General features: G+C 73.0%; 23 protein-coding genes. 11 read left to right on the top strand and 12 right to left on the bottom strand.

Annotated elements, in window-relative coordinates; genetic code table 11:
* Positions 1-5: 5 nt before the first annotated feature.
* From OV207_RS35065 to OV207_RS35040, 6 genes are all read right to left on the bottom strand, one after another.
* The gene (locus OV207_RS35065; RefSeq protein ID WP_267559471.1) at positions 6-2,927 is read right to left on the bottom strand and encodes a CHAT domain-containing protein; all 2,922 of its coding nucleotides are present in this window, start codon (positions 2,925-2,927) and stop codon (positions 6-8) included.
* A gap of 1 nt (position 2,928) precedes the next feature.
* Complete coding sequence (locus OV207_RS35060; RefSeq protein ID WP_267559470.1) at positions 2,929-3,438, bottom strand: hypothetical protein; 510 nt, start codon at positions 3,436-3,438, stop codon at positions 2,929-2,931.
* A 62-nt stretch (positions 3,439-3,500) separates the two neighbouring features.
* Positions 3,501-4,211 carry a hypothetical protein gene (locus tag OV207_RS35055; protein WP_267559469.1) on the bottom strand — a complete coding sequence of 237 codons (711 nt, stop codon included), beginning with the start codon at positions 4,209-4,211 and terminating at the stop codon, positions 3,501-3,503.
* Entirely contained in the window at positions 4,208-4,753 is a 546-nt protein-coding gene (locus OV207_RS35050) for an RNA polymerase sigma factor (protein ID WP_227027452.1), read from the bottom strand. Before OV207_RS35050 ends, OV207_RS35055 begins: the two co-directional genes overlap by 4 nt.
* Positions 4,754-5,082: 329 nt before the next feature.
* Entirely contained in the window at positions 5,083-5,655 is a 573-nt protein-coding gene (locus OV207_RS35045; protein ID WP_193349997.1) for a glutathione S-transferase family protein, read from the bottom strand.
* A gap of 84 nt (positions 5,656-5,739) precedes the next feature.
* On the bottom strand, positions 5,740-5,964 hold the full coding sequence (locus OV207_RS35040; RefSeq protein WP_324291594.1) for a tetratricopeptide repeat protein: 225 nt from the start codon (positions 5,962-5,964) through the stop codon (positions 5,740-5,742).
* Positions 5,965-6,218: 254 nt separating this feature from the next.
* Between OV207_RS35040 and OV207_RS35035 the strand changes: the two genes are divergently transcribed.
* The gene (locus OV207_RS35035) at positions 6,219-6,959 is read left to right on the top strand and encodes a DUF6310 domain-containing protein (RefSeq protein WP_420715286.1); all 741 of its coding nucleotides are present in this window, start codon (positions 6,219-6,221) and stop codon (positions 6,957-6,959) included.
* Position 6,960: 1 nt separating this feature from the next.
* Positions 6,961-7,716: a DUF5953 family protein gene (locus OV207_RS35030; protein WP_267559467.1), complete on the top strand. Its 756-nt coding sequence runs from the start codon at positions 6,961-6,963 to the stop codon at positions 7,714-7,716.
* Positions 7,717-7,878: 162 nt separating this feature from the next.
* On the opposite strand, the gene OV207_RS35025 is transcribed toward OV207_RS35030, so the two are convergent.
* Positions 7,879-9,780, bottom strand: a complete 1,902-nt coding sequence (locus OV207_RS35025; protein WP_267559466.1) for a penicillin-binding transpeptidase domain-containing protein — start codon at positions 9,778-9,780, stop codon at positions 7,879-7,881.
* A gap of 142 nt (positions 9,781-9,922) precedes the next feature.
* A complete protein-coding gene (locus OV207_RS35020) occupies positions 9,923-12,514 on the bottom strand; it encodes an Ig-like domain-containing protein (RefSeq protein ID WP_267559465.1) in 2,592 nt (863 codons plus the stop codon).
* A gap of 329 nt (positions 12,515-12,843) precedes the next feature.
* On the opposite strand from OV207_RS35020, the gene OV207_RS35015 reads away from it, so the two are divergent.
* Positions 12,844-13,503 carry a cytochrome b/b6 domain-containing protein gene (locus OV207_RS35015; protein WP_267559464.1) on the top strand — a complete coding sequence of 220 codons (660 nt, stop codon included), beginning with the start codon at positions 12,844-12,846 and terminating at the stop codon, positions 13,501-13,503.
* A complete protein-coding gene (locus OV207_RS35010) occupies positions 13,496-14,200 on the top strand; it encodes a molybdopterin-dependent oxidoreductase (protein ID WP_267559463.1) in 705 nt (234 codons plus the stop codon). Before OV207_RS35015 ends, OV207_RS35010 begins: the two co-directional genes overlap by 8 nt.
* A 1-nt stretch (position 14,201) precedes the next feature.
* Here OV207_RS35010 and OV207_RS35005 read toward each other — a convergent pair whose 3' ends face one another.
* On the bottom strand, positions 14,202-14,573 hold the full coding sequence (locus tag OV207_RS35005; protein ID WP_267559461.1) for a hypothetical protein: 372 nt from the start codon (positions 14,571-14,573) through the stop codon (positions 14,202-14,204).
* Between the two features lie 167 nt (positions 14,574-14,740).
* Here OV207_RS35005 and OV207_RS35000 point away from each other — a divergent pair, with 167 nt between their 5' ends.
* A complete protein-coding gene (locus tag OV207_RS35000; RefSeq protein ID WP_267559460.1) occupies positions 14,741-15,982 on the top strand; it encodes a radical SAM/SPASM domain-containing protein in 1,242 nt (413 codons plus the stop codon).
* A gap of 15 nt (positions 15,983-15,997) precedes the next feature.
* Here OV207_RS35000 and OV207_RS34995 read toward each other — a convergent pair whose 3' ends face one another.
* Both OV207_RS34995 and OV207_RS34990 read right to left on the bottom strand, forming a co-directional pair.
* The gene (locus tag OV207_RS34995) at positions 15,998-16,420 is read right to left on the bottom strand and encodes a hypothetical protein (RefSeq protein ID WP_267559458.1); all 423 of its coding nucleotides are present in this window, start codon (positions 16,418-16,420) and stop codon (positions 15,998-16,000) included.
* A 58-nt stretch (positions 16,421-16,478) separates the two neighbouring features.
* Positions 16,479-17,267 (bottom strand): alpha/beta fold hydrolase, encoded by a 789-nt coding sequence (locus OV207_RS34990; RefSeq protein ID WP_267559457.1) that lies wholly within the window; start codon positions 17,265-17,267, stop codon positions 16,479-16,481.
* A 193-nt stretch (positions 17,268-17,460) separates the two neighbouring features.
* Here OV207_RS34990 and OV207_RS34985 point away from each other — a divergent pair, with 193 nt between their 5' ends.
* Positions 17,461-18,228, top strand: a complete 768-nt coding sequence (locus OV207_RS34985; RefSeq protein WP_267559456.1) for an SAM-dependent methyltransferase — start codon at positions 17,461-17,463, stop codon at positions 18,226-18,228.
* A gap of 4 nt (positions 18,229-18,232) precedes the next feature.
* Here the strand turns inward: OV207_RS34985 and OV207_RS34980 are convergent, their stop codons facing one another.
* Entirely contained in the window at positions 18,233-18,853 is a 621-nt protein-coding gene (locus tag OV207_RS34980; RefSeq protein ID WP_267559454.1) for a hypothetical protein, read from the bottom strand.
* A gap of 263 nt (positions 18,854-19,116) precedes the next feature.
* On the opposite strand from OV207_RS34980, the gene OV207_RS34975 reads away from it, so the two are divergent.
* From OV207_RS34975 to OV207_RS34955, 5 genes are all read left to right on the top strand, one after another.
* Positions 19,117-20,481 (top strand): sensor histidine kinase, encoded by a 1,365-nt coding sequence (locus tag OV207_RS34975; RefSeq protein ID WP_267559452.1) that lies wholly within the window; start codon positions 19,117-19,119, stop codon positions 20,479-20,481.
* On the top strand, positions 20,478-21,440 hold the full coding sequence (locus OV207_RS34970; protein WP_267559451.1) for an SAM-dependent methyltransferase: 963 nt from the start codon (positions 20,478-20,480) through the stop codon (positions 21,438-21,440). Before OV207_RS34975 ends, OV207_RS34970 begins: the two co-directional genes overlap by 4 nt.
* A 145-nt stretch (positions 21,441-21,585) precedes the next feature.
* Complete coding sequence (locus tag OV207_RS34965) at positions 21,586-22,089, top strand: hypothetical protein (protein WP_267559450.1); 504 nt, start codon at positions 21,586-21,588, stop codon at positions 22,087-22,089.
* Positions 22,090-22,319: 230 nt separating this feature from the next.
* On the top strand, positions 22,320-23,570 hold the full coding sequence (locus OV207_RS34960; protein ID WP_193429522.1) for a metallophosphoesterase family protein: 1,251 nt from the start codon (positions 22,320-22,322) through the stop codon (positions 23,568-23,570).
* On the top strand, positions 23,567-24,760 hold a 1,194-nt coding region (locus OV207_RS34955), incomplete at its 3' end, for an ATP-binding protein (RefSeq protein ID WP_267559449.1). The genes OV207_RS34960 and OV207_RS34955, both read left to right, overlap by 4 nt.

Genomic DNA, 24,760 nt, shown 5'->3' with positions numbered 1-24,760 from the left:
AGGGGCTACCCGCGAAGTCGTCCCGCTTCCCGGACCTCGGGCAGCCGAGCAGCCTTCGCCCGGCCCCCTCGCCACCACCAGAGACCGACAGCGGCCAGGAGGACGGAACCCGCCAGCGCGGCCAGGCCCCAGGTCCAGCCGGAGCCCGGGGCCAGGACGTGCGCGGCCTCCCCGGCCGGGGCCGGAACAGGGACCAGCGCCGCGTCCCCCATCACCGCGAGCCCCGCCCAGGCGGCGGCGGGCTGACCGTCCTCCCAGGCCTCGCGCTGGGCGGACGCCAGGGCCTGGGACACGCCCTGCCCCGCCGCCAGGTGCCGGTAGTAGCGCTCCAGCAGCCACGCGGCCTCGGCGTCGCGCAGGGGCCACAGGCTGGCCACCACGGAGCGCGCCCCCGCTTCGAAGAAGGCCCTCGCCAGGCTCAGCACCCCTTCCCCCGCGAGCAGCGCGCCGGACGCGCCCTGGCAACTGGAGAGCACCACCAGCGCGTCCCCGAGCCCCAGCGCGGCGATCTCCCGGGGCTGGAGCAGGCCGTCCTCCTGCTCCGCGCCCGGGGCCAGCACCAGCGCGGAGCGCTCGGGGGCCTCCTCGTCCACGACGGCGTGCGCGGCGAAGTGGAGGATGCGCACGTCGTCCAGCGCGGACGCCTTGAGGGCCTGCTCGGACGCGGCGGCGCCCACGAGCAGCCGGGGCCTCACGGCGGTGTCCTCCAGGGTCGCCTCCAACGTGTGCCCTTCGCGCCTCGCGTCGGGGAGCGCGCCCAGGTTCGCGGTCTCACCGAACACGCCGCCCCGCGCGGTGGCCACCGTCGTGGGCGCGCCGGCGCGGTCGGGATCCGCCAGGACCAGGGCCTCGCCTCCCGGGGGGCGCACGGCCCGCTCGCGCCAGTGGTGCAGCAGGCTGGCGGAGGGCACCAGCGCCAGCTCATGGCGGGCCATCAGCGGAGGGCCGTCCGCGCGCTCCCGCAGCGCGGCGAAGACCAGGTCGTGCAGCGGCCCATCCGGCACGAGCAGCAGGCGGGACACGCGCGGGGGAAGCCTTCGCAGCGCGGGGGCGAGCAGCTGCGCATACAGCGCGGCGGCGGCCCCCGCCTCCGAGCCGTCACGCCGTTCAATGAGGCCCGACAGGAGCGCCACGGCGGGACGCAGCCGCGCGCGTTCGGGGATGCGGTACGCGTGCGTGCCGCCCCGGGTCACGGCCAGCACCCAGGCGCCTCCGGCGGGTGCGCCCAGGTGGTCCGCGTCCGCGCCCACGAGGAAGACGAGCAGCGCCTCGTCGTCACCCAGGCGCTGCTCGGTCTGGGCCAGTGACGCGAACCGGACCTCGGCGTGACGGGGCGCCGGCCGCAGCTCGCCGTCCCGCCGCTCCAGCTCCTGGAGTTCGCCCAGCAGGCGCGTGCGCTCGGCCCCGGACAGCGAGGGCTCCAGCAGCCGCCGCTGGGTGGCGGACAGCTGCCGCAGCACGCCGGCCCGGGCCGCCTGGCGCTCCGGCGCGGCGTCTTCCGGGGCGAGCGCCCGGGAGGCCACGAGCGCTTCAAACAACGTCCGCGCCCGCAGCCGCTCGCTCACCGCGAAGGCGCGCTCCAGGGCCTCGCGGGACGGCAGGGCGGCGCTCTCCCCGGCCTCCAGCGTGCGGCCAGCGAGCCGGTGGTAGTCCTGGGCCCAGCTGGAGAACAGCTCCGCCTGGCTGGACGCGTCCTTCTGGAGCTGGCGCAGCACCTCCACCGCGTCCAGCGCGCGCTCCGCCTGGAGGAGGGCCTCCGGCAGGGGCCGGGTGCGGAAGGCCACCATCGAGCGCGCGCGCCACGCGGAGGCGAGGTAGCGCGGGTTGTCGTGCTCGGCGGCCAGCGCCAGGGCCGCGTCCGCGTCGCGCTCCGCGCCAGCGGCGTCCACCCCCGCGAGCCGCTCCGCGCGCGTCCACAGGCAGGCGATGCGCCGCTCGGGCAGCCCCGCCTCCAGGGCCAGCTCCAGACAGCGCCGCAGGTGTTCGTCCGCCTCGCGCCGCTCCTCCGGGCCGTCCCCCAGCAGCTCCGCCACGAGGCGCAGGCACTGGGCCTCCAGGGCCTTGCTGTCCGCGCTCCTCGCCGCCGCGAGCGCTTCCCTCGCCAGACGCAGCAGCTCCGGCCGGCCCCCCGGTTCAGGGCGCTCCTCGCTGCGCAGGTACGCGAGGTGCGCGAAGGAGAGGCGCACCCGGGCCTCCGTGCCCACGTCGCGGGTGCGCCGCGCCAGCTCCGCGAGCCGCGCGTACGCCTCCAGCGCTTCGTCGAAGTGCCCCAGGGACGCGCTCACGGCGGCCAGGGGGTTCAGCAGCTGCTTCTTCACGCCGTCGCTGCCTCCAGGGAAGGCGAGCACCTCCGCGCGCTTGAGGAGGCGATAGGCGCGGCCCAGGTCCTGCCCCAGGTCGGAGAGCTCCGCGGCCTCCAGGATGAGCGCGCGCACCTGGAGCTGGGCGTCACCGGAGGCCCGGGCCACCTCCCCCACCCGCAGCACCCAGACGTGCGCCTCCTCCGTCCGGCCCTGCAGGACCAGCACGTTGCGCAGGTTGATGCCGGCCAGCACCTCGCCCTCCGCGTCCCCCTGGCTCCGGAACGCGAGGGCCGCCTGCCGGTAGGAGACCTCCGCCAGGCGCGGCTCGGAGAGCATCTCCACGTGCCCCAGCACCAGCAGCAGCCAGGGCCGCTCCGGGTGGCGCGCGATGAGGCCCCGCAGCCTGCGCCGGGCCTCGTCGCGACGCTCCGGAGCCTGGGCCTCGCGAAAGAAGCACATCGCCGCGTCCGACCGCCCTGGGTGGGCGACGAAGCCCTCCTCGCACCCGGCGAGCGCGGAGGGCTCCGGCGGCCCGGCGGCGGCCACCAGGGCGTGCAGGGTCAGCCCCACCGCGAGGAGGATGGACCCCAGGCGCCCCGCGCGCTGTCGCCGGCCTCCGGACACGTCAGGGGGCCCGGATCTCCATCACGCACTTGAACGGTTCCCCGGTGGTGGGCTCACTCGTGCCTCCAATGGGGTCTCCGGTCCTTGGAATCCTGCAGGCGATGGGGGGCTCCACGGGCGGCGAGGGCGGGTCCCACCGTTCGAGCACGAGGAAGCCAACGCCCAGCGGATCCCTGTTCATGGGCAGGACGAGCTGGGCGCGAACCCCCGCGGCCGAGGGGGCCCGCGCGCTCAGGCGAAGGGGGGCACCCTCCGACACCGGGCCGGTGACCTGCGCGAGCACGGCGCCACTCGCCGCCAGGATGCGCAACGTCACCGTCAACGTGCCGCCCCGGTGCACGCCCGTGTCCACGACCGAGGCCACCACCTGGTCCATGGCCGTCCCCGTCACCGGCACCGTCGTCATCACCGTGACCTGGGGCGTGGCCTGCGCCGCCGCCGTGACACCCCAGAGCAGCGCCGTGACCGCCAGCGCGCGCACCCATCCCCTGCCTGCATTGAATGCCGTCATCACATCCCCCTTTGTCTGTCCTTGCATGCCCCACCCCAACGCGCGCGGCCCCTGCAGCGCGCTCACTGCAACAGGTTCACGAACGTGCTGCCACGCCGGACGCTTCCATCCGGCAACCGCGCCTCGACCTGCCAGAGCACCCGCGTTCCCGAGGGCAGCTCCGCCAGCACCGACGCCGGCACGGTGTACTCCCGCTGCTCCAGCCGCTCCGCGCGGTGGAACAGCTTCAGGTCCTCCGACGACACCTGCACGCTCCAGAGCGTCGCCTGGGGCACCCCACCCCAACGCAGCACGAAGCGCTCGCGGGGAAGCGCGGCGGCCTCCGGCACCTCCGACGTGATGGCCTCCGTGGCGCCGCCCCGGATCCGCTCCGGGTCCCCCGTCCGCTGTTGCTGCCGCAGCACCACCACCGTGCCCGCCAGCACCACCACCATCGCCGCCAGCGCGCCCCACGCGGGGCGGCCCTGCCAGAAGCGCTGGCCCTGCTCGCGCCGGTCCTTCAGCGACACCACCTTCGCCGGGGCGTCCGCCTGCGACGCCGCCTGCGACATCGCCTTCGCCAGGCGCCAGGCCTGGGCCCACGCGGGATCCGCCGCGACCCGTTCGATGACCGCCCGGCGCTCCTCCGCCGGAAGCTCCTGCGTCACCGCGCGCCAGACGAGGTCCGCGTCCACCGGCTCCCCGGCCCGCGCGTCGTCGTCGCGCAGCGCCGTCCGCAGCCGCTCCACTCCCGCGGCGTCGATGGAGTCATCCTCGGGGCGGCGTTCACTCACGGCGCGATTCCCTTCATGGAGAGGCAGGCGCGCAGGGCGCTGAGTCCGCGGTAGATGAGGTTTTCGGTGCGCTTGCTCTCCCAGCCCAGCAGCTCCGCGGCCTCGGAGAGGGTGTGTCCTTGCAGGTGCAGCGTCACCGCGAGGCGGCGGTCCTGCACCAAGCCCTGGAGGCAGTCGCGCACGGCCCGGGCAATCTGCGCGGCGCCGGCCGAGCGCTCCGGGTCTCCCGGCGCCACCGGCTGCGCGGGCGCCAGCTCCAGCTCCTCCAGCGCCACCTCCTTGCGTGCATTCACCCGGCGCAGCTCGTCGATGAGCGCCGTGTAGGCCACCCGGTACAGGTACGCGGCCGAGAGGGCCGCGTGTCCCGGGTCCCGCTTGCGCAGCTCCACCACCCGCATCATCGCCACCTGCAGCAGGTCATCCCGCCGGTCCGCGAGGGACGGTGGGCAGACGCTGGCCAGGGCCTTCTCCAGGTCGCGCCGCAGCGTTTCGAGTCCGGCGTCCGGCGAGGCACCCGCGGCGTGGCCGTGTCGCAGCTCCAAGATGCCTCCCCTCGGGAAAGAAAGGGCGTCGATGGTCGTTGAAACCATCCCGGGCAGCAAGGCGGGAGCAGGCGTTCCCTCCCCCGGAGGCAGTGCTCCAGGGGGACTTCCCGCGCCTACGGAAGGTTCGCGTCCCAGGCGATCACCCGCGCGTCGCTGACGGTGGCGAGGGCCGCTGTGGTGAGGCGGGCGACGGAGCGGAGGCGTCGGGACATGGGTGCTGCTCCTTGGAAAGGGGGGCGCGGTTTCGCGCCTGTCCCTTCCCAACGGAGTGACCCCTTTTTTCCCCTCACCCCTCCGGGAAAAAAGCCTCAAGGCCTGCCGCGGGTTCAGCGCAGCTTCATGCCCTTGGGACGGGCCAGGAGCCGGTCCACGTAGGCGTCGAGCTTCGGGCGGTCCGTCTTGCCCCCGAACATGCGCTGGTAGCAGAACATGGAGCCGATCATCACGTCGGCGGCGGTGAACCAGTCGCCGAACAGGTAGGGCCCGTCACCCAGCTCCCGCTCCATGGCGTCCAGGGTCTCCGGGTAGGACGTCCAGCCGCGCGCCGGCAGCGTCGGGGTCTTCGTCATGTGGTCGGCCATCGACGGCTCGAGCTGGGACGTCGAGTACACCACCAGTGACAGGTAGCGGCCCCGCTCCGGCGCATCCAGCTTCGGCGCGAGCTTCGCCTGCGGGTACTTGTCCGCCACGTACAGGCAGATGGCGGCGTTCTCGAACAGGCGGGCAGGTCCGTCCACCAGCGCGGGCAGCTTGCCGGCCGGGTTGATCTTCAGGAAGTCCGGCGCCTTGTTCTCCTTCTTCTCGAAGTCGATGAGGACCAGCTCGTACTCGGCACCGGCCTCGTCGAGCATCCACTTGGCGATCACCGCGCGGCTTTGCGGATTGAAATAGAGCTTCATTCTGGACCTCGGGAAGGAGGGGACAGCCGGCCTTCACCTAGCAGAACGCCGCGAGGCGCGGAGCCCTCCCCTTCCCGCTGTCGTTCAGGGAACGACCTTCGTCGCGGGCGCTCCCAGCTTCTTGAGCGCCTCCACCGCGCTCGGCATATTCGGCTCCAGCTCCAGCGCCTTGCGGTAGCTCACCCGGGCCTGCTCCGTGTCCCCGTGGGCCAGGTACGCCTCGCCCAGGCTGTCGTAGAGGTTCCCGCTCTTCGGGAACACCTCCACGTTCAGCTTGAAGACTTCAATGGCATCCGTGACCCGTCTCAAGGGGTTGCTGGCATACTCCACAAGCGGCCAGCCCTGTTCCCATCGCTCGCTGGAGCGACTGAAAAGACGTGACCATGCGACTCCGCGCCTGCGCCGCGCTCCTGCTCATCCTCGCCGCGTGCGCTACGTCGGCACCGAACCCAGGAGAGCGCGTGCCCCGGAGTCCGAGGATCGCCAACCTGGAGCGGGCGGCGACGCTGCCTTGGAAGGACGGGGGACGCTGCGCTGTCCGTGAAGCTTCCCAGCCTTGGCCCGTGCTAGCGGAGCGCTGCATCGCGGCCCTCGACCATGATCGGGTCCGGTTCAACGACCGGACGGGACGATGTGCCGTTGCGTCGGCGGGCGCGGCGGCCTTGGGAGTCGGCCTCTGTGCTTTGGCGGCGCCGGAGATCATCGTGGGCGCGGTGGTTGTCGTTGGCGTGGTGGTGGTGGGCGTAGCCATCAAGGGCGCGCTGGATGCATCTGAACTCCGCCACGCCTCCCCTGAGGAAGCAGGGTCCCTACAAGGAACGAAGGTGTCATCCCGGGAAGCTGACGCGCAACGCAAGCCCGAGCTGAAGCCGGAGCCCTCAGGACAGGATTGGTTCCCTCCTGTGCCGACCGAGCCGCTGGAGCGAGAGCGCCGTCCAGAGTGCAAGCCTCAACGGGTGAATCACCGTGGTGGCAATGACCCGCACAACATTTGTGCCGACAAGGTTCCGAACAACAGTTTCCCCGGATGGGATGTGTTCGTGAACGGGAAGAACTTCGACGCGCTGCAACTGGCCACACGCACGCTGTGGGAGGTCAAGACCGACAACTTTGATACGTACAGTGACTTTCTCAAGGGTCGGGTGATCAGGGATCAGGTGGCGAAGCTGCGAAGCGAGCGCGCGCTCGCGCGGGCCTGTGGATTTGATTTCCGGGTCGGTGTGCGCAGCGAAGCGCATCAGGAAGCGCTGGGAGAAGAAGCCCCGGACCTCAGGGATCTCATCGTTGTCATGGACTGGTGCTGAGATGACAGCCAAGCGAAAAGTGACCCTCATCGTATACGCCCCTGCGCTCGTGGGCGACGACAGCCGCCCTGTGGCGGTGGTTCATGGAATGGAGCGTGCGTTCCCTGGCCTGCGCCTGGATTGGAGGGTCGCCGAAGACGGGCGTCCCATCGCATTGCCACAACGTGACGCGTGGCTCGCGGAAGGGCCCCAGGACGGTGGGTTCCCTCTCGTGTGCAATGGTGACGAGAGCTACCCCGTGATGATTTCCGGCTTGGAGCTACCAGCGGACAGTTCGCCCGGTGGTCAGGCACAATTCGAGGTCCATGCGCAGCTGCCACCTGACGCAGCAGGAGTCGCGGTGGCAGCGGATGTGTTGGAGGCCGTGGCGGAGAGCGCACGCGCATCGTGGGGGCACGCGACGCCGTCGAGCGCGGGGGTGGACATCGCGCGTCAGACAAAGAACTGGGCGGCGAATCCGCAACCTCCGCCCCGAGGGCTGCCATCGCTGAAGCTCCCGGAGAAGATCCGCTCGCCGGAGATCCCACATCGCCTGGGGTGGCTGAACTACTGGTCGACCGCTGCCGCGCAGGCCATCGGGTTCCCGGACCCAGCCCGTGACGCCGAGCTTCTTTCACGGACACGGCGCACGGCGACGGGCGGGTGGGTCGTGCAGCTCACCGACGCGCCGCTCGACCTGGACAACCCAGCCCACCTGGACGCGCTGCTGCGGGCCTATGAGCGGTTCCCGGAGATCGGTGGACGTGCAGCGCCTTGACCCGCTCCAGGGGTCCGGCACGCTGCTTCGGCTGTAGGAGCGACCATCTCCAGCACGGCCATTGAACCGCTGTCCAACACCAGGCCCGTGGAGTCATTTCGGCGCCAGGGTTGTGCTGACTTCCGAATACAGCTCGGCCGGCCCCTTCGTCCGACTCCGCGCCTACCGCGCCGACGCGTCCAGTGTCTGGAGGAAGCGCGCGGCGATGGGGACGGCGACGCGGCCCCCCACGCCGCCGCCCTCCACGAACACCACGAAGCCCATGCCCCCGCGCAGGCCGATGAACCAGGCGTGGGTCTCCGGCGGCAGCGCCGTGCCGAACTCCGCGGTCCCCGTCTTGCCCATGAGCCCCTGGAAGCTCGCGGCGGACTTCGCGGAGCCCTCCGTCACCACCGCGCGCATGAGGCTCCGGAGCGCCTCCGGCGTGCCCGCGCTCAACCGGGCCTCCGGGCCTGCGTCCGCGTCCGCCAGCAGGCGCGGTGCGTGCCAGACGCCGGTGTCCACCGCCGCCGCGACGGTGGCCATGTGCAGCGGGGTGGCCAGCACACGCCCCTGGCCCATGGAGGCCGCAGCCCGGTCCTCGGCGCCCCCAGGCGCCGGAAAGGAGGCTCCTGGCGAGGGCAGGCCCACGTCGTAGCGCACCCCGAAGCCGAAGCGCCGGGCCGCGTCCTCCAGCGCGTCGCGGCCCAGCCGCGCGGAGAGCTGGATGAACGCGGTGTTGCACGACAGCGCGAACACCTGCCGGAAGGTCGTCTGACCGAAGGCCTCCGCCTCGAAGTTGCGGAAGCGCCTGCGGCCCGCGATCGCCTCCGGAGGACAGTCGACCCGGCTGTCAGGCTTGAGCCCATGGGCGAGCAGCGCTTCGGCGGTCACGACCTTGAACGTGGACCCCGGCGGGTAGCGCCCCGTCAGCGCCCGGTGCAGCGCCTCACCCAGCGGACGGCTGGCCACCGCCAGCACCTCACCCGTGGCCGAGTTCACCGCGACCAGCGCGGCCGGCCTCGTGACGTCCGCGAGCGCCGCCTCCGCCGCGGCCTGCACGTCCCTTCGCAGCGTGGTGCGCACGGGCGTCCCTGGCGCGCCTTCGAAGCGGTGCAGCACCACGGCCTCTCCGGAGCGGGGCAGCAGCCGCACCTCTCCCGACGGGCTCCCGGCCAGCGTCCTCTCCTGCGCACGCTCCAGGCCCGACAGGCCCACGACGTCGCCGGCCTGGTAGGGATGGCCCAGCGCCTTGAGCGCCTCCGCCGTCACCTCGCCCACCCGCCCCAGCGTGTGCGCGGCGAAGCCCTCCGCCGGGGTGAGGCGCGCGGTCTTCTTGCGGAAGAAGATGCCGGGCACGGGCGCCAGCGCGGGGCGCACCTGCTGGTAGCGCTCCGGGCGCACGTCGATGAACGCGAGGAACTGCTCGGGCTGCGCGTTCGCGGCCCTCAGCGCGGCCTGGACCCGGAGTGGATCCAGGCCGAGCTGCGACTGGAGCGCGCTGGCCACGGCGGCGCCGTCCCTCACGCGGCCCGGGTACGCCCCGACGGTGATGACCTCTCCGGGCTCGGTGAGCGGCGCTCCGCTCGCGTCGAGCAGCGCGGCGCGCGGACCCCAGGCCCGCAGGCGCCCGAAGCCGTCTCCAGCGAGGGCCTCCGGATGGAACACCTCCGGCGTCCAGCGCAGGCGCCAGCGCGAGCCCTGGCGCTCGAAGCGCAGCCGGGACTCCACCTCCCAGTCCCCCAGCCCCCGCAGCGTGTGCACGCCGCGAAAGACGACCACGGCGGTCCCGTTGTCCTGGGCCTCCAGGTCGAGCCCCTCGAAGCGCGAGGCCGCGACGCCCAGGCCCTGTCTCCACCGCGCGTGCTGCGCGTCGAAGTCCGCGGGCACCTGCACGAGCAGCTGCCGCTGGGCCACCAAATCATTGCGTGCCCACGCGTCCAGGTACGCGAGGGCCACCTCCTCCGGTCCACCGGGCGCGCCCTTCTTCACGACGCGCGGTGAACAGGAGGGAAGCAGAAGAAGGAGGCAGAGCCCCACCCAGGTGATGACCGCCCGTCCGTGCACGCGCCCCGTGTACCGCACCGTGCCTTCCGAGGCGAAAATGCGGCGCGGTCTCACTGCGCACCCGGACCGCCGGTCGCTCACCGAAGCGAGCGACGCACACCCGGAGCATGGGGCGGATCCGCACGGCGCGGGACCTGGCGTCCCGTGTCCGCATCCTGGTTCAGTGGACGGTCTGCTCCTGCGTCGCGCTCACGCCATCCCCCGTCACCGTGACCGTCAGCACGCCTGGGGCCGCGGCCTTGAGGTAGATGACCGCTTCGCGCTGCGCGCCCACGAGGCCCACCGCCGTCACCGCCGCGTCCGAGCAATCTGGTTGCAGATGGAACGTCGCTCCGCCTTCCGACGCCGCCAGCGCCACCGTCGGATCCACCAGCGAGGCGAGGTTGCCCGCGACGTCCTGCCCCTGCACCACCAGCGCTTCGGAGCAGGTCCCCACATCAACCGTCCGTGCCGGCGTGGCGAAGGCCACCTGTCGGTCGTCGCTCACCGTCGCCACATTCACATCGAATGCCTTGTTCGGATGCGCGGCAGGGTCGTACCCGTTACCGCTGATCTTGTTTCGGCTGATGAGGTTCGCACGCCCGTTGTCGAAGATGCCCGCCTGGTAGATCAGGTTCGTCAGCGCCCCATTGTGCACCTCGTTCTCCAGCACCTGGAGGTTCTGGGGGGTCGCGGGCGCGCTGAAGCCACCTTCCGCCTGCATCAGGTTGATGCCGACGTCGTTCCCCTCCACCTCGTTGCCCTGGATGAGCACGTCGTGGCACAGCGCCCGCCCGGCGCCGTAGTACGAGCCCCCCACCACCAGGATGCCGGCGCCGGTGTCTTCGCCGCCCGTGTACGCGTGGCCCTTCACCGCGTTGTCCACCACCCGGCCCGAGACGCCGTAGGAGAGCTGGATGCCGTTGCGCGCGATGTGCGGCGCTGTCCCGCCTCCCAGCACGATGTTGCCCTCCACCGTCGCCTCCACCTTCCCCACCACCACCACGCCGCCCTTCTGGTAGCCCGTCACCCGGTTGCGCCGCAGCACCATCGTCCTGGAGGGAGCGCCTTTCGCGTCATTGCGCACCTCGATGGCGATGCCCTCCTGGCATCCACTCGCATTGTCCGCCTGGTGCAGGTCCGCAACCACCGTGTCCTCGACCGCGCCGCTCGCGCCCTCCAGGAGGATGCCGCGCAGCCGGGCCGCGTCCGCGTCACACACGTCCGCCAAATCGCGCGCCGTCACCGTCACGTTGCGTACGCTCGCCACCGGCCCCCGGTTGCGCAGCACCGCGCCCTGGAAGTGCTCACCCGCCACCGCGTCCTCCACCGCCGTCAGCGTGTGCGTCGCCCCGTCGAACGTGAAGCCGTCCGGGATGAAGACGGGCCCCTGCGTCACGCAGTCCGAGGAGAGCGTCACCTGCCCCGGCGCCAGGGTGAAGGCGCACGCGCCCGCCAGCGCGCCACAGCGCCGGTCCGCCCACTCCACCGTGAAGGTGTGCCGGGCGCTCGCCCCTGACACGTTCGTCACCGTCACCTCCACCGTGGGCGTCACGCCCGTCGGCATGCAGGACAGCTCCGTCCAGTCCACCGTGCTCGACGCGCCGTCCCGCACCGCCGTGCCCACCGCGCCCGCGCTCGTCTTCCAGGTGAAGGTCAGCGCCTCGCCCCGAGGGTCCGTCGCCGTCGCGGTGAAGGTCACGCGCTCACCGGCACGGGCGCTCACGGCGGACTGCGATGGGGTCCCGATGACCGGCGGTTCGGTTCGCCGCACGCACAGCTTCGCGATGCTCGCCGCGTCCGACCCACCGAAGGAATCCTCCACCCTGGCTTCCACCTGGCAGTCGCACCCCGCGGGCTCCTCCGTGGGGGTGAAGGACACGCTGGCTGCGTCGCCACCCTCGAAGGTGCCCTGGCAGGTCGCGGTCCAGGAGTACGTCAGCGCATCCCCGTCATCGTCCGTGGCCTTCGCCGCCACCGGGATGGGCACCCCCACCCCCACCGTCTGGGCGTCCACGGCCGCCTCAAGCACGGGGGCGCGGTTGAACCGGACGTCCTCGGGTGTGGCCACGGCGCCCTTTCTGTCCAACGCGAAGCGGAAGGTGAGCACGGAGGTGCCACCTCGCGGATCCGTGACGCTCACCCCCAGCACCACGTCCGGCTCCGTGGCGTTCTCGGGGACCGTCCAGACGCAGGTGGGCAGCGTGGCGTCCTCCGGGCACTCCAGCGTGTCTTGGGCGGAGTTCCAGGTGTAGCGCAGCGCCTCCCCTTCCACCTGGCCCCGCGCCCACGCCCGCAGCTCCACGCGCTGCCCCCGAACCACCTGGGCGGCGGAGGCCACCACCGCGTCGATGCGCGGCGCCACGCTGGCGCCTCCCGAAGCAACCTCCGGCTGGGGTACCGCGACCACCAGCGCGTCACCGTAGCTCGCCAGCTCCACTGTCGGCACCGTCACCGTGGCCACCACCGCGCCCGAACCATCCCGGGCATCCACGCGCAGGCCCACCTCCTCGCCCACCGCCGACACCGGCTCCACCGAGCCGACCCACAGGTCCTCATCCTGGACCAGGGGCGAAGCCACCTGTGCCCCCGAACCCGCCGTCGCCGTGGACGTCACCTCCACCACGCTCGACGCGGCCAGGGAGCGGGGCAGCGCGACCACCAGCCGCGCGCCGCCGGACAGCGCCACCTCGAAGTCCGGCTCCTCCTGCACGCAGCCGAACGTGGTCAGCAGCAGGGCTCCCGCCAGATGCACCGCATGGAGTCGTCGCATGGTCGCACCATCCTCGGAAGGCTGTTGGGATGAAAGGGACGATACCGGGTCGCCCCCCAGGTCCAATTCACCTGGGACCCCGAGCACGCTTGCGTGGCATGTCGTCCAGTGTGCGCCACTTGTCCGCGACCTTCGGGTGGGCGCGGTCCATGCCTGCTCGCTCGCTTCCATCCCCTGGTGCGGGGGGGAACCGCTGACGCCATCGCCCCGCCCCCGCGAACGAGCCCTCCATCCGTTGTCCGACGAAGGACGCCGACGACGTTCTCCACCCCGCAGCCCCTGACGCCGTGCACCGCCGCGAACCGCGTCCCGGTGCTGTGCTCCACCGCATGCGCCCGCCCGAGCAGCGCCGTCCCCAGCCGTGGCCCATCCGCCTCACCCACTGGGCCAACGTGCCGCTGCTCGCCATCCTCGCCGCCAGTGGCTTGCAGATCCTCGTCGCGTATCCGCGCCTGGGTCCTCGCGGCTGGCCGTATGCGCTGTATCCCTTCCAGGATGCCGTGCCTCCGTCCTGGCTGCGCCTGGGGGACTGGCTCGCGGGCGCCCGGCACTGGCACTTCGCCTTCGGCTGGTTCCTGGCCCTCAACGGCGCCGTGTACGTGCTCTATCTCGTCTTCAGTGGCGAGTGGCGCCGCCGCCTGTTCCTCCCCCGCCGGGACACGCGCGATGCCGTGGCCACGCTCGCGTACTACCTGCGGCTGCGCCCCGCGCCCGCGCAGGTCGGCCTCTACAACGGGCTCCAGCGGCTGGCGTACACGTCCTCGCTCGTCCTGGGCGCGCTGTCCGTCCTGTCCGGCCTCGCCCTCTACAAGCCCGTGCAGCTCCGCTGGCTCACCGCGCTCTTCGGTGGCTACGACCCGGCGCGCGCGGTGCACCTGCTGCTGCTCGCGCTGCTCGCCGTCTTCACCGTGGGCCACGTGGTGCTCGTCGCCCTGCACCCGCGCACCTTCGGGGCGATGGTGACCGGCGGGAGGAAGCCCCATGGCTGAGTCCGGGCGCCGCGTCCTCACGCGACGTCGCGTCCTGCTGGGCGCCGCCGCGCTCGCCACCAGCGCCTGTGACTCCAGCCGCCCCCGCGAGGGCTTCCTCGGCGTCATGGAGCGCTTCAACCAGCGCGCGCAGTCCGCCCTCTTCAGCCCCACCCGGCTCGCGCCCGAAGAGCCCGTCGAACAGCTCACGCCTCCCGGCGACTTCCCCCACTACTTCATCTCCGACACCGTGCCCGTGGCCCCCGCGGGCTGGCGGCTGGAGGTGGGCGGGCTCGTGTCCCGGCCGCGCTCCTTCTCGCTGGAGGAATTGCAGCGACTGCCCCGCACCGGCTACCGGATCCGCCACCACTGCGTGGAGGGCTGGAGCGCGGTGGCGGCATGGCACGGCGTGCGCGTGAGCGACCTGGCGCGGGCCGTGGGCGCCGACCCTCGCGCGGGCTTCGTGGAGTTCCGCTCGTTCGACAGCGGCTACTACTCGTCGTGGGACGCCCCCAGCGCCCTGCATGCCCAGACGCTCCTCGCGTACGGCATGAACGGCCAGCCGCTCACGCCCGGCCACGGCGCGCCCCTGCGGCTCTATTCGGCCGTGAAGCTGGGCTACAAGATGGTGAAGTACCTCACCACCGTGCGGTTCCTCCCAGAGGCCAGCGGCGGCACCTGGGAGGACCGCGGCTACGAGTGGTTCGCCGGGGTGTAGCTCACGGCCCCGCGTCGGCCTCCACGCCAGCGTCCATCTCCACGCCAGCGTCCGTCTCCACGGGCACGCAGTCCCCCGCGTCCACGTCGCCCCCGTCCGCGTCACCCCCATCCGCATCCGCCCGCACGTCGCAGTTGCCCACGTCCGGCGGCTCGACACACTCGAAGGTCCCGTCCTCGCAGGGCGGCATCCCGTAGCAGGCCATGAGCGTGAGCGCCGTCGCGCTGGCCCCGGTGAGCGTCCACAGCGTGGCCACCCACGAAGCCCTCCGAGGAGGACGCCCCGGGCCCAACGGGCGCTGGCAGTGGAGGCACGCCCGGGCGGCGGCGGGATTGAAGCCCTGGCAGGACGGGCAGCTGGACAGCGAAGACATGCAGGACATCCTTGTCGGAGTGGGGGCTGAAGCCGGCCGGCTCAGAGCAAACAAAGTGCCAGGGCCTACCATGGCGGGTCCCCAGCAGACCGGTCCCGGAAGCCGCTCGGTCAGGACATGGATGTCACGGGTGCACCCGACAGGGGTGTCCCGCTAGGCTGCGCCGCATGGTGAAGCGTCGCCTGGATGTGGGCCGTGCCGACTACCACCCCGCCTACGTGGTGTGGGAGCTGACGCTGGCGTGTGATCAACCCTGCACGCACTGCGGTTCGCGGGCGGGCACCGCGCGGCCCGGGGAGCTGGGCACGCAGGAGGCCCTGGACGTGGTGAAGCAGCTGGCGGCGATGCGCTCCCGGGAGGTGGTGCTCATTGGCGGCGAGGCGTACCTGCACCCCGGCTTCCTCGACATCATCCGCGCGCTGAAGGCCGCGGGCATCCGGCCGGGCCTGACGACGGGGGGACGCGGCATCACCGCGGAGCTGGCCGCGCGGATGGCGGAGGCGGGGCTGTACGCGGCGTCGGTCAGCATCGACGGGCTGGAGGCCACGCACGACATCATGCGCGCGGCCCGGGGCAGCTTCGCTTCCGCGACCGCGGCGCTCGGCTTCCTGAAGGCGGCGGGCGTGCGCACCGCCGCCAACACCAACCTCAACCGGCTCAACCAGGGCGACCTGGAGGGCCTCTACGCGCACCTGCGCACGCAGGGCATCGGGGCGTGGCAGGTGCAGATCACCGCGCCGCTGGGACGCGCGGCGGACCGCCCGGACCTGCTGCTGCAACCGTGGGACCTGGTGGACCTGATGCCGCGCATCGACCGGCTGAAGCTGCACGCCCGCCAGGACCGCATCACCGTCATGCCGGGCAACAACCTGGGCTACTTCGGGCCGGAGGAGGCGCGGCTGCGCTCCGTGCACGCGGACGGGCGGGACCACTGGCAGGGCTGTCAGGCGGGCAGGTACGTGCTGGGCATCGAATCCAACGGCGCCGTGAAGGGCTGCCCCTCCCTCCAGAGCGCCCACTACGTGGGAGGCAACCTGCGCGAAGCGCCGCTGGAGCGCATCTGGAGCGACGCGCCCCAGCTCGCCTTCACGCGCACGCGCACGGTGGAGGACCTGTGGGGCTTCTGCCGGACGTGCCCGTTCGCCCAGACGTGCATGGCCGGGTGCAGCTTCACCGCGCACGCCCTGTTCGGCCGGCCGGGAAACAACCCCTACTGCCACTACCGCGCGAAGGCCCGCGCCGCGGAAGGCGTGCGGGAGCGGCTGCTGCCCAGGGCCCCCGCGCCCGGCACGCCCTTCGACCACGGCCTCTTCGAAATCGTGGAGGAGCCGCTGGACGCGCCCGACCCGAAGCCGGAGCTGAAGCGCGAATACGTCAAGACGAAGCGCTGGCCCCGGCCCGCCGCGTGAGGCGCGCCGGGAGGCTCAGAGCTTGCTGCTGCCGTAGTTGGACATGAAGGGCGTGAAGCCGCGCCGGCGCAGGGCGTCCCGCTCCGCCAGCAGCGCGGCCAGGGCCTCCTCGCGCGTGGCGTAGTGGTTCACCGCCGCGCCGTTGATGACGCCGCTGGTGGAGATGAACATGCGCGTCATCTCATCGCCGCCGTAGCGGAACGAGCGGTGCGTGTTGCGCTCCAGCACCTCGCGGCGCTCCTTGCCGAAGGTGCGCCCCGCGGTGTGGCGCACCACCAGCCCGTCCAGGTTGATGAGCAGGTCCACCCGGCCGTTGAACTTCGCGAACTGGGCCTCCACCTCGCGACACCAACGGTACACGTCCTCGTCCGACGCGAGGATGCAGTCGGTGAAGTTCGCCGTGACCACGTCGTGCTCGGCGTCGTGTACGAAGGACATGCTCCAGGCCATCACGCTTGCTCCTGCTTCCCGTTCCAACCGACTGGCGGATGCTGCTTCAAGCCTGGGCGGAGCTGCCCGCGAGGAACGCCGCCACCAACGCCGCCGTCTCCGCCGGGCGCTCCACCTGGGGGTAGTGGCCCGGCCCCGGCAGGTGCGTCAGGCGCGCGTTCTGGATGAGCGCCACCACCGCCTGCTTCAGGAACAGGGGCGGCAGGAACGGATCATCCGTGGCCACCACCAGCGTGGGCGCCGTGATGGCCGCCAGCCGGTCCGCGAAGCCTCCCGCCGTCCAGGCGTCGAAGCACTGCTCGATGGCCTCCTTCGACACGCCCCCGGCGTCCTTCAACATCCCCTCCAGCGACTCGGGCGACAGCTGCTTGCAGGCCAGGCCCAGGATGGTCGCCTGCTTCTGCCGGTCTCCCGCGGACGTGCGGAACAGGCCCGCCGCGTCCGGAGGCAGCGGCAGCCCCGACGCGGGCACCGAGTTGAGCAGCACCAGCCCCGACACGCGCCCGGGCGCTTCGGACGCCACCCACTTGGCGATCTGCCCGCCCATGCTGTGGCCCACCAGCGCGAAGCGCTTCGCCCCCGCGTGGTCCGCCACCGCGAGCACGTCCTTCGCGTACTGCTCCAGCGAGTAGCCGGACGCGGGCCGCCCGGACGCGCCGGTGCCGCGGTGGTCCGGCACCACCATCCGGAGCCCCGTCATGTCCAGCTTCTCCAGCATCGCGTCCCACACCGCGCCGGACATCATCCACCCATGCACCAGCACCACGGTGCGGGGTCCATCTCCCAGCACCCGGTAATGCAGTGGCGTGCCATCCGTCGCGATCGTCGTGGGCATGAGGGGAATCCTTACTCCGGGGGGAGTGGGTCAAGCAGGGTTAGACGGAAACTGTAGCAAGCCACGACCAGGCAGGGGCGTCCATATGCTCGGGGGTTGCCTGTTCCGGGAAGGAGCGGGCTTCCCCAGGGGGTAGGGCTCGGCGGAATGAAGGGTGGGAGCGGGTGCGCGCTCTGGCAGACTGCGCCGCGTCATGACGGACGACGCGCGGATGGGGACGGCGGGAGCGAAGCGCACGGTGTACTGCGAGGACGCGCTGGCGTGGCTGGACGCGCGCCCGGTGCTGGAGGGGTGCTCGGTGGTGGCGTCCATGCCGGACGTCTCCGAGTTCCCCTCCCTCACGCTGCCCCAGTGGAAGGACTGGTTCGTGGGGGCGGCGGCGCGGGTGCTGTCGCGGGTGCCGGAGGACGGGGTGGCGGTGTTCTACCAGTCCGACGTGAAGAAGGACGGGGCCTGGGTGGACAAGGGCTACCTGGTGTCCAGGGCGGCGGAGGCCGCGGGCTGCGAGACGCTCTGGCACAAGGTGGTGTGTCGCAGGACGCCGGGCACGGTGACGTTCGGGCGGCCCGCGTACTCGCACCTGCTGTGCTTCTCCCGGGGGCTGAAGGCGGACCCGGCGAAGTCCACCGCGGACGTGCTGCCGGAGGCCGGCGAGGTGACGTGGACGCGCGGCATGGGGCTGGCCGCGTGCCTGGTGGCGTGCCGCTTCATCCTGGAGCAGACGCGCACGCGCACGGTGGTGGATCCCTTCTGCGGCCACGGCACCGCGCTCGCGGTGGCCAACGCGCTGGGCCTGGACGCGGTGGGCGTGGAGTTGAGCCGCAAGCGCGCCCGCCGGGCCCGCAACCTCCAGGCCTCGTGGAACGGCTCCCGGCTGGTGCTGCTGCCCGGCGCGGGCGGGGGCCCGGCGCCGGACGACGCACCGGACGACGCACCGGACGACGCACCGGACGACGCGTGAGGCCTCAGGCCGCCCGGGTCGCTTCGAGCGCCGCCGCCACGTCCTTCTCCAGCACGCCCAGGAACGCCTCGAACAGGCGCGCCTCCAGCGCGAGCGCGGGCTCCAGCGTCGCGCCCACCGTCGCCAGCCGCGCTTCGCAGGCCTCTTCGATGGTGCGCCGGTGGTTCTGCTCCTCCACCACCACGCGGCCCAGCTCCTCGCGCACGACCGCGTGCCGCGTCGCCGCCTTGTAGAGCGGGTAGAGCACCATGGCCCGGCGCTCCACCACCGCCGTGGTGAGCAGGTAGTGCAGGTGCACGTCCGTCTGTCCCGTCGCCTGCATGGCCCACGTCGCCAGCTCTCGGTCCAGCGACTGGAACCACGTGGACGCCGCGCCCACGCTCAGGAACTCCGTCACGTCCTCGCGGCCCGCCACCTCACACGCCAGCCGCTTGAAGGTGAAGGCGTGGCGCGTCTCGTCCGCCAGGTGCCCCAGCACCTCCAGCGTCGGGTGCCGGTCCGCCACCGTGCGCGAAATCTTCCGCGCCCCGATGAACTCCAGCAGCGACAACGTGTGCAGCCACCGCACCTCCAGCTCGGAGGACTGGGCCAGCTGCCGCAACACCGCCTGGATTCTGTCACGCATGGGCGCCCCCTCTACCCCGCCCCGCACGCGCGCCCAAGCGCGTAACGCCGCGGGCCGGGCAACAGTCCCCCGCCCTCCGGTTTGACCGGGAGGTCCGGTTCGCCTTTGCTTCACGGTGCAGCAGGCGGTGCTTGGTGCAGGGGGGTGACCAGCATGAGGCCGCATCGGGAAGGCAGCCATCCGTCCGGGCACGTCCGTGCCCGGCCCCGCGCAGGGGCCACCGCGTCGCGGGCCGGCGGCCGTGTGCCCGGGGATGCGCGCGCATGAGGACCCCGCCCGCGTCCACCTCCGCGCTGGCCAGGGCCTTCCGCCGCTGGGTGCACGCCCAGGACGCGGGCCGCATCCTCGCCTCCGAGCGCGTGGGCGTGTGCCTGGGCGCCGCCCTCACCGGCACCGCGCTGCTCGCCGTCATCGCGTGGGCGCCCGGCGCGCGCACCTTCTTCGCGGTGCCCTTCTCCACCGCGTTCGCGTGCTTCCTGCCCGCCGTCATCAACGGGCTGGCCTTCGCCGGGGTGCACGCGCGCAGGGAGCGGATGGCCACCTGGGGCTGGCTGTGGCGGCTGCCGTCCATGGCCCTGCGCCACTTCTTCCTCGCGAGCCTCATGGCGCTCTCGGCGCTGCCCGGGGCGACCGTGTTCGGCGCGCTGCTCGTCCTCACCACCGCGGCGCATGGCCGGCGCTACCGCGTCACGTGGCGCCAGCCCTTCCTCGCGGTGGGCACGCTCGTGGGCGTGCTCTGTGCCCTGCCCCTGCGCGCCAGCCCCGACCACGCGGTGCTCTTCGCCGTCGTGCTGCCCACGGCCCTCTTCGCCCAGCTGTACCTGGGCGCGCTGGCCGTGCGCTACGACCAGGCCCGCGCCGACGCGGAGCGCCTCCGCGCCGCCGTGCACGCGCAGCTCATCGAGCAGCAGGAGCGCGACGTGGGCCAGCTCGTCCAGGCCATGGCGGAGATGCTGCGCCACCACCACGACATGGAGCAGGCGCTGCTCCACGCGGGCAGCGCGGCGGACATGATGACCGCCTTCGGCGCCGCGCAGCGCGGCGCCCTGGCTCGCTCCGAGTTCGAGGACCAGGCCCGCCAGCTCCAGGACAGCCTGCGGCAGATCCAGGAGATGGTGAAGGAGGTGCGCGCCAAGGGCCGCCGCTTCGCGGGCACCGAACCGGAGGCCGTGGAGCTGGGACCCGTGCTGGAGGCCGTGCAGGCCCATGTGGCGCTGCGCTTCCCGGACGTGGACATCCACGTGGAGCTGGAGCTGGAGCCGCCTTGCCCCCAGCGCGCGCTCCTGCGCGGCGGGCCGCTCACGCTGCGCCGGGTGGTGGAGAACCTGGTGGTCAACGCCTGCGAGGGCAATGGCGAACAGGGGGCGTCCCAGGTCTTCATCCGCGCGCGCACCGAGCGGCTCAGCGGACGGCTGGAGGTCGAAATCCAGGACGACGGCCCCGGCTTCCCTCCGGAGCGGCTCACCGCGCCCGCGGAGGAGCTGTACACGACCAAGCCCCAGGGCACGGGGCTGGGCCTCTACACCAGCGAGTGCCTGCTGCGCGCCAGCGGGGGCCTGCTGCACCGCCACAACGGACCGGGCGGCGGCGCCCTGCTCCGCATCCTGCTGCCCCGGGAGTACCGATGAAGACCTCGAGCGCCTTGCACCAGACGCCCGCCACCGGGCTCGAACCGGACCGGAGCGACGACGGCGAACCGCCTCCGGCCAGCGGCGGCGCGCGCACGCGGGTGCCCACGAACGACCTGCGCGCCTATCACGAAGCGCTGGCCGCCAGGGGACTGGCCCGCTACGGCCCGGGGCCCCGGGTGCACTGCCACATGGGGTTGGTGGACCGGCTGCCCCCGCCCGGTACGCCAGCGCCCGGGCTGCGCGAGCGGCTGCGGGCCTCGCAGGAGGCGCTGCTCGCGGAGCTGGCGCGCGCCATGGGCCGCTTCCCGGACGGCGGCGACGTGATGGACGTGAGCGGCGGCCTGGGCGGCGGCGCGCTGTACTGGGCCCAGGAGCACCGCGCGTCGGTGACGGCGATGGTGCACGTGCCCGCGCACGAGGAGCAGGTGCGCGCCTTCGCGCACGAGGCGGGCATGGGCGACCGCGTGCGGGCCCGGCTGTACTCGCGTGAGGACCTGCGGGGCCGCGCGTGCTTCGACGCCATCATCGCCGTGGAGAGCGCCTGCGCCCTCCCCCGCGCGGACTGGCTGCGCGCCGCGCGAAGCTGGCTCAAGCCGGGCGGCCTGCTGGCGCTCGCGGACTGCTTCTGGGTGCGGCCCGGCGCGGTGCCTCCCTCCCGGAACGCCTGGCGCGCGCACCTGGGCAGCGTGAGCGGGTTCCTCACCGCCGCGCAGGAAGCGGGCCTGGAGCTGGAGGTGCACGACGACGTGTCCGCGCGCGCGGTGGGCTTCTGGACGCTGACGTCGGAGCTGCTCGTCCACGAGCACATGGCGCACGCCCCCGCGGACGCGCGGAGCCTGCGCGCCGCGCTCAACGCCGTGCGGGTGGAGTCCCAGCGCGACCACCTGTGGCTGCAGCAGGGGCTGCTGGATGGCGGCCTGGAGTACGCGCTGCTGGTGCTCCGCCGCGAAGCCTGACGCCTGCCCTGTGGCGGACGGCCCGGCGAGGCCCCCTCCGACAGGCTCCAGGGAGAGCGACCTGGAGCTCCCGGCCGGCCGGGACGATGCTCCCGCGCCCCGTCACTCCCAGCCTTGGGTTCGTCACATCCGAGGGAGGTTTGAGATGACGAACTACATGCGATGGCTGGCGGTGGGCGCGGTGGCGGGGACGATGGCGTTGACCGGGTGCAAGGAGCGCGACAGGGCCTCGGAGGGCATGGCGCCCCAGGAGGGGACGGGAGGCTCGGGCGAAAGCCAGGGCACCGGCTCCACGCCGGCCACCGGCTCCGACACGGGCACCGGCTCCGTCATGGATGAAGGCACTGGCGGTGAGGGCACCGGCGGCTCCGGGATGGACGCGGGCACCGGCGGCTCCGGGATGGACGACACGGGCGGCAGCACGGGCGGCCAGATGGACGACACGGGCGGCTCCGGCAGCGGCATGGACACGGGCGGGAGCACCGGCGGCACCGGCACCGACACCGGCATGGACCCGGGCGGGAGCACCGGCGGCAGTGGCACGGGCGGCACCTCTGGCACCGGCAACGACATGGACACGTCCGGCGGCAACAACACCACCGGGACGGGCGGTGACATGGGCGGCTCGGGCAACGAGACGACGCGGTAGCGACAGCGCATCGTCCTGAAGGACGAGGGGCGTGGGCCGGCGGGGAGGACCGCCGGGCCCACGTCCCTTCCCACGCTTGACGGTGGGGGCCCGGGGCCCGGGAAGACGTGGCGGGTTTCCGAAGTCGGACGCTGCGTGGCACTCCAGGACGTCCCGTGTGTCCACCGGAGCATCACCCTCCGGGGAGGGAAAGTGGGCGTGCGGGGAGACTCGGGTACGTTGCCCACACGATGCGCTTCTCCTTCGTCCATGCCGCGGATCTGCACCTGGACACACCGTTTCGGGGGGTGGCCACGCACGGGCCCCTCCTGGAGCGCTTCCAGCAGTCCACCTTCCAGGCCCTCGCGCGCATCGTGGACGTGTGCCTGCGGGAGAAGGTGACGTTCCTGCTGCTGGCCGGAGACCTGTTCGACGTGAAGGACCGCTCCGTGCGGGCGCGGCTGACCTTGCGCGCGGAGCTGTCCCGGCTGGACCGCGCGGGCATCCAGACGTTCATCGTCCACGGCAACCATGACCCGCTCAGCGGGGACACCGGCACGCTGGGGCTGCCCTCGTCGGTGAAGGTGTTCGGTCCGGACTGGGAGGACGTGGAGGTGCTGCGCGAGGGCCGGCGCCTGTGCCACGTGCAGGGCGTCTCCTATCCGGACGTGGAGGTGCGGGAGAACCTGTCCGCGCGCTACCGCCGCACCGGCGCGCACTTCAGCGTGGGCCTGCTGCACGCGAACCTGGGCGGCGACGCGGGGCACGCCAACTACGCCCCCTGCACGGCGGCGGACCTGGCGGCGCGCGGGCTGGACTACTGGGCCCTGGGCCACGTGCACACGCGCGCGGAGCACCTGCTGCCCGGCGGCGGCGTGGCCGTGTACCCGGGCAACCCGCAGGGGCGGCACATCCACGAGACGGGCGAGCGCGGCTGCGTGGTGGTGGACGTGGAGGACGGCGTCGCGCGCAGGCGGTTCGTGGCGGTGGACCGGGTGCGCTGGCACCGGCTGGACGTGCCGCTGGCGGGCGTGGCGTCGCTGGACGCGCTCCAGGCGCTGGCCACGGAGGTGGTGGAGGCGCGGTGCGCGGAGGACTTCGACGGGCACGCGGTGCGCCTCACGCTGGCCGGCCGCGGGCCGCTGCACCGGGAGCTGTCCAGGCCGGGGGCGCGGACGCAGCTGGAGGCGGACCTGCGGGAGCGGCTGTCGCGCGCGCACCCGCCGGTGCTGCTGGAGTCGCTGCGGGACGGCAGCCGGCCGGAGCTGGACCTGGACGCGGTGCGGGCCGGGGGCGGCTTCATGGGCACGCTGCTGGAGGAGGCGCGGGCCCTGTCCCAGGACGACGCGGCGCTCGCGGCGCTGTGGGACGACGAGGAGCTGACGACGCTGGGCCAGCGCCTCAAGCGGCTGGGCGTGGACGCGCTGGAGGCGCCACGTCCGGAGCTGGTGGCGCAGGCGGGGCAGCGCGGCGTGGAGCAGCTCCACGAGGAGACGTCATGAAGCCGGGACTGCGCATCAACCGCTTCCAGGTGGACGGCTTCGGGCACTTCCTGGGCTACTCCGGGGCGCCGGGCCCGGGGCTCACGCTGCTGTACGGCCCGAACGAAGCGGGCAAGAGCACGCTGCTGGCCTTCCTGCGCGGCGTGCTGTTCGGCTTCGAGAAGCGCGGCCAGCCGGAGCGCTACGAACCCGAGGGCGCGCTCTTCGGCGGCGAGCTGGAGCTGGACACGGCCGCGGGCCCGCTGGTGGTGCGCCGCCGCGTGGGCAAGCGCGCGTCGGAGGGCACGCTCACGGTGCGGACGCCGGAGGGGCAGGAGCTGCCGCACACGCTGCTGGAGCAGGCGCTGGCGGACGTGCCCCGGGACCTGTTCTTCGAGGTGTTCGCCTTCCGCCTGGACGAGCTGTCCTCCTTCCAGCGGCTGGCGCAGCAGCGCGGCGTGTCCGAGGCGCTGTTCGCCGCGGGCATGCAGGGCGCACGGCGGCTGCCGGAGGCGCTGGAGCGCCTGCGCAAGGACGCGGAAGGGCTGTACGCGCCGCGAGGGCAGAAGCCCGAGCTGAACAGGGTGATGAAGGACCTGGAGGACGTGCAGCAGGCGCTGCGCGAGGCGGGGGACCGGCCCGCGCTGTACTTCTCCACGCGCGAGCGGCTGACGGGGCGCATCGCGGAGGGCCACGCGCTGGAGGTGGCGCAGAAGGACGCCGCGCGCGAGCTGGACCGCGCGGTGCGGCTGGAGTCCGCGCTGGGCGACCTGACGGTGCTCGCGCGCGACCGGGCGGAGCTGTCCACGCTGCCGGCGCTGGACGCCTTCCCCGCGGGCGGGGAGACGCGGCTGGAGGACGTGCTCCAGCGGCGCAAGACGTACCGGGCCCAGCAGGCGCAGCTGCACGAGCGGCTGGCGCCCATCGACGAGGCGAGGGAACGGCACGCCGCGCCCTGGCCCGTGCGCGAGCGCGCCGACGCCCTGCGAACGGCGCTGGCCACCTTCGCCGGCCACGCGGAGCAGCTGCGCGCCCTGCCCGCGCGCGGGGCGTCGCTGGCGTCGCGGCGGCGGCAGTTGGAGCAGGCGCTGGGGGAGCTGGGGCTCGCGGTGGACGCGGGCGGGCTGCTCGCGCTGGACCTGGGGGCCCGGGCCCGGGGGGAGCTGGAGGCGCTGGCGGGGCGGCTGGAGGGCGGGCGGTGGGGGTGGAGG

This window comes from Corallococcus sp. BB11-1, from assembly GCF_026626625.1.
GTDB lineage: Bacteria > Myxococcota > Myxococcia > Myxococcales > Myxococcaceae > Corallococcus > Corallococcus soli.
The sequence above is the reverse complement of the archived record's forward strand: the minus strand, read 5'-3'. Positions and strand labels throughout refer to the sequence as shown.